Here is a 12,867-nt window from a genome sequence, read left to right as displayed (position 1 = left end):
TGTATGTATAAAAGAAAGTTGTATCTTTATGTGTTGCAAATTTATACAAAAATATCCATTTAAATAAAGAATGAATTCAAACGAAATTGAAATACATAAGGAATTAAAGAAGTATTTCGGCTTTAGCCAATTTAAAGGCTTGCAAGAGCAAGTCATTACGAGTATTTTAGATAAAAAGAATACTTTTGTAATTATGCCTACTGGCGGAGGAAAGTCTCTTTGTTATCAATTACCCGCTTTAATTCAGGAAGGAACAGCCATTGTTGTATCTCCTTTAATTGCTTTGATGAAAAATCAGGTAGATGCGATTCGAAGCCTTTCTTCAGAAAACGGAATTGCACATGTACTGAATTCCTCACTTACTAAAACAGAAATTGCACAAGTTAAAAAAGACATTTCGTCTGGATTGACTAAACTCTTGTATGTAGCTCCAGAATCTTTAACAAAAGAAGAATATGTTACTTTTCTGCAAAGTGTACCCATTTCATTTGTTGCTATCGATGAAGCACATTGTATTTCAGAATGGGGTCATGATTTTAGACCAGAATACCGGAATCTTAGAAACATAATTAAACAATTGGGTAAAGTTCCTATTATTGGACTTACCGCTACTGCCACACCAAAGGTACAAGAAGATATCTTGAAGAACTTGGATATGGTGGATGCAAATACTTTTAAAGCTTCGTTTAACCGACCTAATTTATATTACGAAGTACGTACAAAAACTAAAAATATTGAGTCGGATATTATTCGATTTATCAAACAACATAAAGGTAAATCAGGAATTATTTACTGTTTGAGCCGTAAAAAAGTAGAATCGATTGCTGAGGTTTTACAAGTAAACGGAATAAGTGCTGTTCCTTATCATGCAGGTTTAGATGCAAAAACGAGAGCAAAACATCAAGATATGTTTTTGATGGAAGATGTTGATGTAGTTGTTGCAACAATTGCTTTTGGAATGGGAATTGATAAACCCGATGTTCGTTTTGTAATTCACCACGATATTCCAAAATCATTAGAAAGTTATTACCAAGAAACAGGCCGCGCAGGTCGTGACGGCGGCGAGGGACATTGTTTGGCATATTACTCTTATAAAGATGTAGAGAAATTAGAAAAATTTATGTCTGGTAAGCCAGTTGCTGAACAAGAAATTGGTTTTGCCCTTTTGCAGGAAGTTGTTGCTTATGCAGAAACCTCAATGTCACGCCGTAAATTTTTACTCCATTATTTCGGAGAAGAATTTGACAGTGAAACTGGTGAAGGTGCAGATATGGATGACAATGTTCGTAATCCTAAAAATAAAGTTGAAGCCAAAGATCAAGTGGTTAAATTGCTTGAAATTGTTCGCGATACTAAACATATATATAAGTCAAAAGAAATTGTCTTCACTTTAATTGGTCGTGTCAATGCCGTTATAAAAGCGCATAAAACAGATACGCAGTCTTTTTTTGGTTCAGGTTCAGATCATGACGAGAAATATTGGATGGCTTTGCTTAGACAAGTTTTAGTAAGCGGTTATTTGTCAAAAGATATTGAAACTTATGGCGTAATAAAAATCACGAAACAAGGTTTAGATTTTATCAAAAAACCAGTTTCATTCCTGATGTCAGAAGACCATGAATACAGTGAGGCTGATGATGAAGCTATTGTTGCGTCATCAAAATCATTAGGTACTGCCGATGAAGTTTTAATGGGAATGCTGCGTGAACTGCGCAAAAAAGTGGCTAAAAAATTAGGTGTTCCACCATTTGTTGTTTTTCAGGATCCTTCGCTTGAAGATATGGCTTTAAAATATCCAATTTCATTAACTGAATTGTACAACATTCACGGAGTAGGTGAAGGGAAAGCTAAAAAATACGGTGGTGAATTTGTTACGCTTATCAGCAGATATGTTGAGGATAATGATATTATTCGTCCAGACGATTTAGTGGTAAAATCTACCGGAGTAAATTCTGCCAACAAATTATATATTATTCAGAATATTGACAGAAAATTGCCTTTAAGCGATATTGCTTCTGCAAAAGGACTTTCGATGGATGCTTTAATTAAAGAAATGGAGCAAATTGTATATTCGGGTACAAAACTGAATATCAAATATTGGGTTGATGATATGCTCGATGATGATCAGCAAGAAGAAATTCATGATTATTTCATGGAATCAGAATCAGACAAAATCGAAGATGCCCTAAAAGAATTCGACGGTGATTATGATATTGATGAATTACGTTTAATGCGTATTAAGTTTATCAGTGAAGTAGCTAACTAGTTATAAGTTAAATATAAAATGAAAAATGTGAGATGTTAAATATATTTTGATCATCTCACATTTTTCATTTTACATCTTACTCAGAATAAATCTCTCCCCGATGTGGTTTCAAAGCATCCCTAACCGGAATCATATTTTCATCGGTTACCACCATAAAAGCTATGGCATACATATCGTCTATAATTTTAAATCCCGTAATATTTAAAGGAAGTTTTTCGATTGTGATATATTCTTTTAAATGAATTTCGTGATGTTCGGCCGTTTTTGCAGAAGCGGGGCCGCGAAAATCCCAGATTAGTTTTATTTTTCTAGACATTTTTTTTAAGGTGCAAAGGTTCAGAGTTGCAAAGGTACAAAGTCTATTTTGAAAAAAAAGGTTCTGAGGTTCTGAGATGCTAAGGTTCTGAGTTTTTTCTGTAGAGAAGAACTGCAGTGCGTCTAACTGTTCTAAAGAGAAATCCTTTTTAATCCAAATAATCTGTGGCTAAAAATAAATAGTAAAGATTTTAGGAAGAGAAAATTTGATGCGTACTTTGAGGTTAATTATATAAAGTCAGTTCAAAATAGTACTTTTGCATCTTCTTTTCATAGAAAGAAAAGCTAATAGAATAAATAAGATACAATGCCAAGAGAACTTTTACTTCAGGTAACTCCAGAAATTGCTGCAAACGAATTGCTGCTTAAAGATTATTTGTCTAAACAAATTAAAGTTTCTCCACAAGAAATTCAGCATATTACAATTTTAAAACGTTCAATTGATGCGCGTCAAAAAGCGATAAAAATCAATTTGAAAGTTATCATATATTTAAAGGGTGAACCTTTTCAGGAAACTAAAATTGAGCTTCCTATATATAAAGACGTTTCTTCTGCACAAGAAGTCATTGTTGTTGGTGCAGGTCCAGCAGGGCTTTTTGCCGCTTTACAATTAATTGAATTGGGTTTGAAACCAATTGTACTGGAACGAGGAAAAGATGTTCGAGGACGCCGACGTGATTTAAAAGCAATAAATGTTGAACATATAGTAAATGAAGATTCAAATTATTGTTTTGGAGAAGGCGGAGCAGGAACCTACTCTGACGGCAAATTATATACGCGATCTAAAAAACGCGGTGACGTTACAAGGATTTTAGAACTTCTGGTTGCTTTTGGCGCTTCAGAAGATATTTTGATTGAAGCACATCCGCATATTGGGACTAATAAACTGCCGAAAATTATTGAAGATATTCGAAATAAAATCATTGAGTTTGGTGGTCAAGTTTTGTTTGATACGCGAGTAACTGATATTTTAGTAAAAAACAATGAAGTCGAGGGAATTGTAACCCAAAATGGAGATAAAATTCTAGCTAATAAATTAATATTAGCAACGGGGCATTCAGCACGAGATATTTTTGAATTATTAGATAAAAAGAAAATTTTAATCGAAGCAAAACCTTTTGCTTTAGGAGTTCGTGCAGAACATTCACAGGAATTAATCGATAGTATTCAATACAGCTGTGATTACCGAGGTGAACATTTGCCGCCGGCTCCGTATTCGATTGTAAAGCAAGTAAACGGTCGTGGAATGTATTCGTTTTGTATGTGTCCAGGTGGAGTAATTGCACCTTGTGCAACAAGTCCGGGCGAAGTGGTTACAAATGGATGGTCGCCATCGAAACGAGATCAAGCAACAGCAAATTCAGGAATTGTAATTGAGTTGAAGTTAGAAGATTTTAAACCTTTTGCAAAATTTGGTGCTCTAGCAGGAATGGAATTTCAAAAAAGTATTGAACAAAAAGCATGGCATCTTGCCGGACAGACTCAAAAAGTTCCAGCACAAAGAATGGTTGACTTTACACAAAATAAAGTTTCTGCGGATATTCCAAAAACGTCATATGTTCCAGGAACTACTTCAGTTGAAATGGGACAAGTTTTTCCGGGATTTTTATCGCAGATTTTGCGTGAAGGTTTTAAAGAGTTTGGTAAATCAATGCGAGGTTACTTGACCAATGAAGCAATTTTACATGCACCAGAAAGCAGAACTTCATCGCCAGTCAGAATTCCACGAGATGCTCAGACTTTAGAGCATTTGCAAATAAAAGGATTGTATCCGTGTGGCGAAGGAGCAGGTTATGCAGGAGGAATTATTTCTGCAGCAATCGACGGAGAAAAATGTGCTTTAATGATTGCCGAAACATTGAAATAATTGCTTGTTTTTTAGTGCTATAAAAAATGTTGAGATAGATGTTTTTTGCTTTAACGCATTTTAGGTTCGTTTATAAGTGGTTTGATAAGATATTTTAGGTAGAAAAAACATATTGGATTATTTTTTTTGTAGTAAATAAACCATAGTTTTGAATAGTTAATTTAGTAATTATTTCGATTCTTTAAATCCTAATTTTAATGAGCAGTTTTTTCTCTAATTTGTTTAATAGAAATAACGACCCCAAATCGATTGTTTCTTTTGATGTTTTATACGAAGTTTATTCTCATTTATACCACGAATCCAGCAGATTGAATTTTAAGATGAAAGGAATTCATGACACTGTTTCTGTAACCTTATATTCTGTTCCAGATTCATTTGATCATGATGAGGGAAAAGCAGAAATCAAAAAAGCGGGTTTTAATAATGCATACGAAATTTTAAATGAGGTATATAAAAAGGTAAATATAGGACCGCTTTCAGATGAAGAGATAAAGGAAGGATTGAATTATTACTACATTCACATCGAATTTTTCTCGAAACCTGCTCCAGAAACGAAAAAACATTTGAAGCATGTTTTAAATAATTTCATTGTTTTCTTTTGTTGTACAGACAGCATTGAAACAAACGATTTTAAATTACTGTATAATAACAGTTATTTTTATGATTATACACGCGGACTTTTAGAACTTAAAGCAGTCGATATAAAAGAACCTGCTAATGAAATTCAGAAAATAGGTTTTAAAGATTTTGAAATTGTTTTGCAGGGTATTTGCGAATATTTAGGAGCCGAAATACCTGCAACAGTAGCAAAACCTTCAACAGAAAGTCTAATAGCTGAAAGTACTTCGGTTGAGCATTTTCAAGAATTTTTACGATTGATTTCGAGAGGCGAAATGAAAGACGAATTATTAGAAGATCAAGCAAGGACTCTTTTTGAAGCTTATGAGGAAGGAGTTGAGGACTATGATTACGATGATGAGTTTGATTTTTTCGAAGGAATAAACAGTTGGCAAAGCGACTGGAAGTTTGATGCAGAAGAAGCTGAAGCCATAGTGTCTGATTTGATTGATCAAGATTTTAAATTTGATTATCCTGAAGAAACTTATAGTCACGATTTGTTTCCTTATATACAAAAAGAGTTGGCAAAGCAAGAATTAGAGTTAATGAGTTACGATACAAAAGGAGATAGTTATCTGTTTTTTGTTGCCAACAAAAATGAAGTTGATAGAATTTTAGAATTATCAGAATTAACTAAAATCGAAATTGATCAATTGTAAAGTATATTTTTCACCACGAATTCACAAATTTTATTTTAAATAATTCATGGATTTGTGGCGAAAAAAAAATTAAGGAATCAAAATTATTTTTCCAGTGCTTTTTCTGCTTTCTAAGAAATCGTGCGCCAATTTACCTTCTGATAGTTTAAAAGAAGTTGGCTCAGCAAGTGTAATTTTTCCTTCGATTATCCAGGTAAATAATTGATTGGCTCTTTTTATTCTTTCTTCCTTAGAGTTTAAATAACTCCACAAATCACCTCCAGTTAAAGTTTTAGAGCTGTCCATTAACATTCTTGGATTTACAAATTCAGGATCTCCACCCGCCATTCCGAAGAAAACAACTTGACCACATTCTTTCGTAACTTCAAAACTTTCCATTAAAGTACTTCCAATACTGTCGTAAACGACATCGACACCTTTTGGGATTATTTTAAAAAGATCTGATTTCCAATTCTCATTATATAGTAAAACATGATCTACTCCTTGTTTAATTGCTGTTTTTGCTTTTTCTGCAGATGAGGTTAGACCGATAACATTCGCACCCAGCAATTTACTGATCTGTGTTAAAAGCTGACCAACACCTCCGGCAGCAGCATGAATTAGAACAGTTTCGCCTTTTGTGGTTTTATGGCTGTCGGTTGCTAAATAATGTGCAGTCAAGCCTTGCAGTAAAACAGCAGCAGCGGTTTCAAAAGAAATATCGTCTGGCAAAGGAATAACATGATTTGTATTAACGGAAACTAATTCAGCATTAGCAAAAGGAACATCGGCAAAAGCTACACGATCTCCTATTTTATAATCTGAATTATTTGAATCAACAACAATTCCTGCACCTTCATAACCAGCAATAAAAGGCGGATTTCCTTTTAAATGGTAATTTCCCTTTCGTCTGTAAACATCCGCAAAATTTAATCCGATAGCCTTCATTTCGACAAGAATTTCATCGTTCTTTAATTGTGGATTCGGAATTTCAAGATATTCTAAAACATCTGAATTTCCAAAAGTAGAGAAGGTAAGTGCTTTCATTTTAAACTTATTTAAGGATGTAAAGTTCGGAAAAAATCAAAAGAAAAAGTCTCAGAATATTTGAGGCTTTGATTTATTTTCTCTCAGTCGTTCCCAATAGTTATCTATATAAAAGGATTATTAAGATTTTTTTGAGGATGAATTGTAGTTAAAATGATTAAGAATAAAAAAAGCACAACAGAATGTTTTGTGTTAAATAATTGATTGGTAGTATTTTCAATAAAAATATGTAACTTAGAGATCAGAAAAGTGTGATTTATATTGAAATGGGATTTGTTGCTGATGTGCATTTTTCATGCTTAAATTAAAATTTTAAAGATTTAGAATTTTTAGCAATCTGTGCAAATAGGCATGAATATTGAGAAAGTGCTGTTTGTAGAAGAATTTTGATTTTCGAGAACAAAAAAATATTAATCTAAAAAAAACATCTTTATGAAAAAACTTACACTTGCAGTCATTTCAGTTTTAACCTTATTACTTACTTCATGTATGGCATCAAAAGAGAGTAAAAGCACAGCGAATATTTATGATACAACTTGGGAATTAGAATATATTTCGGGGCCTAGAATTGCTTTTGAAGGTTTGTATCCAAATAAAAAGCCACAAATTACTTTTGATCAGAAAGAAACCAAAGTTTTTGGTAATAATGGATGTAATGGTTACAGTGCGCCGTATACTTTAAACGGAAAATCGCTGACTTTTGGAGAACCGGGGCCTACTACAATGATGTTTTGTGAAGGCGGCGGTGAACAGCAATTTTTACAGCAGATGAGAAAAATTACAAGTTACTCTGTTGATAAAGATGGAAAATTAAATTTAATTCAAGGCGATGTGCCAATGATGAGATTTAAAAAAGTAGCTAAACAATAGTTTTAAAAGGGCATAAAAAAGGGGAAATTAAAAATCATTTCCCCTTTTTTATGCCCTTTTTTTATTTCTTCTTTAGTTTGTCTTTAAAAACTTTTTCAAATTTTTCCAGTTTAGGCTGAATCACCATTTTGCAATAGGGTTGATTCTTGTTGTTTGAATAATAATTTTGATGATAATCGTCAGCTTTATAAAAAGCTTTGAAAGGTTCAATCTTAGTTACAATAGGATTATTGTAAACTTTTGCTTTGTTCAATTCGGCAATAATAGATTCAGCCGCTTTTTTCTGCTCAGTATTTTTGTAAAAAATCACAGATCTATATTGTGTTCCAACATCAGCACCTTGTCTGTTTAGTGTAGTTGGATCATGGACAGTAAAAAATACTTTGAAGATTTCGTTTAAGTCTGTTACATTTTTGTTGAATGTAATTTGAACTACTTCTGCATGACCAGTTGTACCTGTACAAACTTCTTCATAAGTAGGATTTGCATTTTTTCCACCAGAAAACCCAGAAACAACAGATTTTACGCCATCTAGATTTTCGTAAACAGCTTCAACACACCAGTAACATCCTCCGCCAAGTGTAATAGTATCTAGATTCGAAGCTTTTTTAGTTTGTGAAAATCCGTTTAAGGTTAGAGCAAAAAGGAAGATTAAAATTGTATTTTTCATTTTTCAGTTTATTTGTTGTCAGGAATAAAATCTAGAGCAATCGAATTCATGCAATAACGTTTTCCAGTGGGAGCGGGGCCATCATCAAATAAATGTCCTAAGTGTCCTCCGCAGCGACCGCAAAGTGCTTCGATTCTTTCCATTCCAAGTGAATTATCATTTTTGTATACCACACTTTTTTTGTTGTCTTGCTCAAAAAAACTTGGCCAGCCGCAGCTGCTTGCGAATTTTGCACCAGATCTAAAAAGTTTGTTTCCACATGAAGCGCAGTAATAAGTTCCTTTTTCATCAGTATTCCAATATTTTCCAGTAAAAGGCCTTTCAGTGTCAGCTTCGCGCATAACCGCATAAACATCTTCAGGAAGTACTTTTTTCCATGCCCCATTACTCACATTTAATTTAGTTGTGTCAGTATTTGAATAGTATGGATTTCCGGGTTTGCTGATTTTATTTTCCATAGCAGTAACAGTTTTTGTAGTTTGTTTTTTAGTATTTTGCCCGCATGCCTGTAAAATAAAAAGTGGAATTAAAAAGCAAAGACTAAGAATTTGTTTTTTTGTTTTCATTTTTTTAAAGCTTTAATTCTGTTTCTTTTCAAAGATACAACTACATTTTTCCATCAAATGTCGTGTATTTTACAATTCAGATATATTTAAGTATGTTTTAACTTTTTATTATCTACGTAAAACTCAGCAATACAGTTTTTAAATCTTATTTTTAAAGGATTTTTAAAGAAAAGGCAATATACATTGTATTGTAAGTCAGTATTTTGTATGGATTCGAGGCAAGTTAAACTTTTCACAATGTCTGCTGAGATTTTTAAGCCATTTCTTTTTTCGTATTTTTGTTTGATTAATGCGCCATATGACAGAAGAAAACGTAATATTAGTTAACCAAAATGATGAGCAGATTGGTTTGATGCCAAAATTAGAAGCTCATGAAAAAGCTGTTTTACATCGAGCTTTTTCAGTTTTTATTTTAAATAATAAAAATGAAATGATGCTGCAGCAGCGTGCACATCATAAATACCATTCTCCATTACTCTGGACTAATACATGCTGCAGTCACCAGCGTGAAGGTGAAACCAATATAGAAGCCGGAAGTCGAAGGCTGTTTGAAGAAATGGGTTTTAAAGCGGAGCTGAAAGAATTATTTCACTTTATATATAAAGCACCTTTCGATAACGGTTTAACAGAGCACGAACTTGATCATGTAATGATTGGGTATTATAATGAAGAGCCTTTAATAAATCCAGATGAAGTAGAAGACTGGAAATGGATGAAAATAGAAGATGTTAAAGCTGATATTGAAAAACAGCCTGAACTTTATACCGTGTGGTTTAAGATAATTTTTGATGAATTTGATCATTATCTCGAAGATCACAAATTATAACCAAAGCTAACCAAACCTAAATGAGAGTAACCATATCAAGAAAAGCACATTTTAATGCTGCACATCGATTGCATAGGAAAGATTGGACATTAGAAAAGAACACTGCTGTTTTTGGAAAATGTAATAATCCCAATTTTCATGGTCATAATTATGGTTTAACAGTAAGTGTTACAGGTAAAATTGATCCAGAAACTGGTTTTGTTTTAGATGTGAAAGTATTAGCGGATATTATACTTGAAGAAGTAGAAGTTCCGTTTGATCACAAAAATCTGAATCTGGATGTTCCAGAATTTCAAGATTTGAATCCAACCGCAGAAAATATTGCTGTTGTGATATGGAATAAAATTAGAAAAAGAATTCAGCCTGATTTTGATTTAGAAATCGTGCTTTATGAAACAGATCGCAATTTTGTAACTTATAAAGGAGAATAATAAATGTCATTAAAAATAGGAGATATAGTTCCGAATTTTACTGCAAAAGATAATCACGGGGATATTTTTGAAAGCCAGAGTGTTTTAGGCCGCAAGCCTTTAGTGATTTATTTTTATCCAAAAGATAATACACCTGGTTGTACAACTGAAGCTTGCAGTTTTAGAGATCAATATGAAGATTTTGCAACTTTAGGTGCAGAAGTAATTGGTATTAGCAGTGACAGTGTAAAATCACATCATAAATTTGCAGATAAACACCAACTGCCTTTCATCTTACTTTCAGATCAAGATAAAAAACTGCGTCATCTTTTTGGTGTTCGTAACAACTTGTTTGGTCTTTTGCCAGGACGTGTTACTTATATTATTGATCGAAATGGTGTTGTTATCTATATTTTTGATAGTGTAAATGCATCAAAACACATTCCAAAAGCATTAGAAATAATTAAAGAGTTAGTACTATAAAAAATAAATGCTTTTAGTTTGTTGTTTATTTAAGCTATTAGTCTCAAAATAAAAATATGAAATCAAGTTTATACCCTTTGCAATTTGAACCAATTTTAAAAGAAAGAATTTGGGGAGGCGAAAAATTAAAAACAATATTAAATAAGTCCATTACGTCTAAAATTACTGGTGAAAGTTGGGAATTGTCTACAGTAGAAGGTGATGTTAGTATTGTGTCTAACGGAGAATTAAAAGGGAAAACATTAATGGAGCTTATTGTTGAAACTCCAAATGAGCTTTTAGGAACAAAAGTTCATGAGCGTTTCGGTAAACAATTTCCGTTGCTTTTTAAATATTTAGATGCACGAGAAGATCTTTCGATTCAAGTTCATCCAAATGATAAATTAGCAAAAGAGCGTCATAATTCATTTGGTAAAACCGAAATGTGGTATGTAATGCAGGCCGATGCTGATTCTAGAATTATTGTTGGTTTTAAAGAGAACTCGAGTAAAGAGGAATATTTAAAACATTTAAAAGATAATACTTTAGTTTCTATTTTAGACAATGTAAAAGCAAAAGCAGGAGATGTTTTCTTTTTAGAAACAGGAACTGTTCATGCAATAGGTGCTGGTTTGGTAGTTGCAGAGATTCAACAGACATCAGATATTACCTATCGTTTATACGATTTTGATCGTGTAGATGCGCAAGGAAATAAAAGAGAACTTCATGTAGATTTAGCACTTGATGCAATTAATTACAATAAAGTTAATACACAGAAAGAATACGATTCAAAAACAAACACTTCAAATGTTGTAGTTGATTGTCCTTATTTTACCACGAATTTTATTCCATTAGAAAGTAATACTGAAATTTCTAAATCTAGTGAAACATTTACCGTTTATATGTGTATTGATGGAAGTTTTGAAATTGAATATGATGGCTTCAAGCATACTTATATAAAAGGAGATACAGTATTAATTCCTGCAGCTATAAGATCGTTTGTTTTGAATGGAAAAGCTTCAATTTTAGAAATTTACATTTCATAGCGTGTAATATAAAGATTATGTGTATTTTTGCAGACGCAAATTAAAATTATAATAAAAATGGCAAACGTTAAAAATTTAAAGAAAGACATCAATTTTGTATTAGGAGATATTATTGAGGCGGTTTACTTGTTTGAAATGTCTACAACAGGAAATCCTACTCCAGAAACGAATGCTTTAGTTGATGAAGCGATCACAGCTTTCGATACTTTGATCACAAAAGTGAACGCAAAGAACGTTGAAAATAAAAAAGCGCACTTCAAACAAATAAATGTTGAATTGGAAGAAACTGCTAATCAATTGATTGCTAAAATCAACGAATTGTAAGCAAAAAAAAAGTATAAAAAAGGGCAAAATTATTTTGGTAAAACGAAAAACCGCTTTATATTTGCACCCGTAATGAGGCCGATGTAGCTCAGCTGGCTAGAGCAGCTGATTTGTAATCAGCAGGTCGTGGGTTCGAGTCCCTCTATCGGCTCAACAAAAACCATCACAGAAATGTGGTGGTTTTTTAATAATAAAGAGTGGTGTGAAATTTTTTTTGGAATATTAAAAAACAATTTTATCTTTGCACCCGGAAAATAGGCCGATGTAGCTCAGCTGGCTAGAGCAGCTGATTTGTAATCAGCAGGTCGTGGGTTCGAGTCCCTCTATCGGCTCCAAAAGAAAACCATCACATTTGTGATGGTTTTTTTATTTGTGCTTTATGGTAATAGTGTTCAGATGTATGAAGGATGAGGTTTGTTTCTTGATGGAGGAATTCGAATTGTGGCTTTGGGTTTTTTAGGATCAAGGTATGTCTTGTTTGAATAGTAATCGGGAAAAGAAGAAGTATTTTAAGATCGTTGAGGACTATCTTAATAATGAATTTGAAGACAGGTTAAAGAAGCTGTCCAGAAAACAAGGTCAGATTCTTGTAAAATTGATTCATCGTCAAACGGGGATTACAACCTATGAGCTGATTAAGACTTTAAAAAGCGGTTTTAAAGCATTTGTGTCGAATACAACAGCGAATTTGTTTGATATAAGTCTGAAAACCGAGTATAAACCATATGAAGTAAATGAAGACTATCTAATAGAAGCAATTCTGGTTCGTGCTTTTGAATCTGGACGTTTACTCAATCAAACACCAGCTAATCCTGTAAATTATGACAATTTGATGGAGCATTGGGAAGCGAAAGCAAAAGCGGTCAATAAAAACTAATACTATAATATATAGTACTCACAACCCGGCAGGTTTTTAAAACCTGCCGGGTTTATTTTTTATAC

Annotated in this window: 13 protein-coding genes, 2 tRNA genes and 1 pseudogene; 12 read left to right on the top strand and 4 right to left on the bottom strand. The window is 32.9% G+C overall.

What is annotated here, in order from left to right; translation table 11 throughout:
- The first annotated feature begins 70 nt into the window (after nt 1-70).
- A complete protein-coding gene (gene recQ, locus ACHRVL_RS21315) occupies nt 71-2,266 on the top strand; it encodes a DNA helicase RecQ (RefSeq protein WP_395415330.1) in 2,196 nt (731 codons plus the stop codon).
- Between the two features lie 76 nt (nt 2,267-2,342).
- On the opposite strand, the gene ACHRVL_RS21310 is transcribed toward recQ, so the two are convergent.
- Entirely contained in the window at nt 2,343-2,582 is a 240-nt protein-coding gene (locus ACHRVL_RS21310) for a hypothetical protein (protein WP_395415329.1), read from the bottom strand.
- Nucleotides 2,583-2,888: 306 nt separating this feature from the next.
- On the opposite strand from ACHRVL_RS21310, the gene ACHRVL_RS21305 reads away from it, so the two are divergent.
- On the top strand, nt 2,889-4,448 hold the full coding sequence (locus ACHRVL_RS21305) for an NAD(P)/FAD-dependent oxidoreductase (RefSeq protein ID WP_395415328.1): 1,560 nt from the start codon (nt 2,889-2,891) through the stop codon (nt 4,446-4,448).
- A 197-nt stretch (nt 4,449-4,645) separates the two neighbouring features.
- Nucleotides 4,646-5,725: a hypothetical protein gene (locus ACHRVL_RS21300; protein WP_395415327.1), complete on the top strand. Its 1,080-nt coding sequence runs from the start codon at nt 4,646-4,648 to the stop codon at nt 5,723-5,725.
- A gap of 69 nt (nt 5,726-5,794) precedes the next feature.
- Here ACHRVL_RS21300 and ACHRVL_RS21295 read toward each other — a convergent pair whose 3' ends face one another.
- Nucleotides 5,795-6,751: a quinone oxidoreductase family protein gene (locus tag ACHRVL_RS21295; RefSeq protein ID WP_395415326.1), complete on the bottom strand. Its 957-nt coding sequence runs from the start codon at nt 6,749-6,751 to the stop codon at nt 5,795-5,797.
- Nucleotides 6,752-7,183: 432 nt separating this feature from the next.
- On the opposite strand from ACHRVL_RS21295, the gene ACHRVL_RS21290 reads away from it, so the two are divergent.
- A complete protein-coding gene (locus tag ACHRVL_RS21290) occupies nt 7,184-7,621 on the top strand; it encodes an META domain-containing protein (RefSeq protein ID WP_395415325.1) in 438 nt (145 codons plus the stop codon).
- Between the two features lie 61 nt (nt 7,622-7,682).
- Here the strand turns inward: ACHRVL_RS21290 and msrA are convergent, their stop codons facing one another.
- Together msrA and msrB are read right to left on the bottom strand one after the other, a co-directional pair.
- Nucleotides 7,683-8,291, bottom strand: a complete 609-nt coding sequence (gene msrA, locus ACHRVL_RS21285) for a peptide-methionine (S)-S-oxide reductase MsrA (protein WP_395415324.1) — start codon at nt 8,289-8,291, stop codon at nt 7,683-7,685.
- Nucleotides 8,292-8,299: 8 nt separating this feature from the next.
- Nucleotides 8,300-8,857, bottom strand: coding sequence for a peptide-methionine (R)-S-oxide reductase MsrB (gene msrB, locus ACHRVL_RS21280; RefSeq protein WP_395415323.1), 558 nt, complete (start codon nt 8,855-8,857; stop codon nt 8,300-8,302).
- A gap of 298 nt (nt 8,858-9,155) precedes the next feature.
- Between msrB and idi the strand changes: the two genes are divergently transcribed.
- The 8 genes and pseudogenes from idi to ACHRVL_RS21240 form a co-directional block, all read left to right on the top strand.
- Nucleotides 9,156-9,683 carry an isopentenyl-diphosphate Delta-isomerase gene (gene idi, locus ACHRVL_RS21275; protein ID WP_089055254.1) on the top strand — a complete coding sequence of 176 codons (528 nt, stop codon included), beginning with the start codon at nt 9,156-9,158 and terminating at the stop codon, nt 9,681-9,683.
- A 20-nt stretch (nt 9,684-9,703) separates the two neighbouring features.
- Nucleotides 9,704-10,114: a 6-carboxytetrahydropterin synthase gene (locus ACHRVL_RS21270; RefSeq protein WP_129026224.1), complete on the top strand. Its 411-nt coding sequence runs from the start codon at nt 9,704-9,706 to the stop codon at nt 10,112-10,114.
- A gap of 3 nt (nt 10,115-10,117) precedes the next feature.
- Nucleotides 10,118-10,576 (top strand): peroxiredoxin, encoded by a 459-nt coding sequence (locus ACHRVL_RS21265; protein ID WP_089055252.1) that lies wholly within the window; start codon nt 10,118-10,120, stop codon nt 10,574-10,576.
- 56 nt (nt 10,577-10,632) lie between these two features.
- Complete coding sequence (locus ACHRVL_RS21260) at nt 10,633-11,601, top strand: type I phosphomannose isomerase catalytic subunit (protein WP_395415322.1); 969 nt, start codon at nt 10,633-10,635, stop codon at nt 11,599-11,601.
- Nucleotides 11,602-11,658: 57 nt separating this feature from the next.
- Nucleotides 11,659-11,925 carry a hypothetical protein gene (locus ACHRVL_RS21255; protein ID WP_068843886.1) on the top strand — a complete coding sequence of 89 codons (267 nt, stop codon included), beginning with the start codon at nt 11,659-11,661 and terminating at the stop codon, nt 11,923-11,925.
- A gap of 77 nt (nt 11,926-12,002) precedes the next feature.
- Nucleotides 12,003-12,076 (top strand) — tRNA-Thr (locus ACHRVL_RS21250).
- Nucleotides 12,077-12,183: 107 nt separating this feature from the next.
- Nucleotides 12,184-12,260: transfer RNA gene (locus ACHRVL_RS21245), tRNA-Thr, on the top strand.
- Nucleotides 12,261-12,385: 125 nt separating this feature from the next.
- Nucleotides 12,386-12,802, top strand: a pseudogene (locus ACHRVL_RS21240) (DUF4294 domain-containing protein); the annotation flags it as partial.
- Between the last annotated feature and the right edge of the window lie 65 nt (nt 12,803-12,867).

This window comes from Flavobacterium sp. FlaQc-28 (assembly GCF_044007415.1).
In the GTDB taxonomy this organism is placed as follows: Bacteria; Bacteroidota; Bacteroidia; order Flavobacteriales; family Flavobacteriaceae; genus Flavobacterium.
The sequence above is the reverse complement of the archived record's forward strand: the minus strand, read 5'-3'. Positions and strand labels throughout refer to the sequence as shown.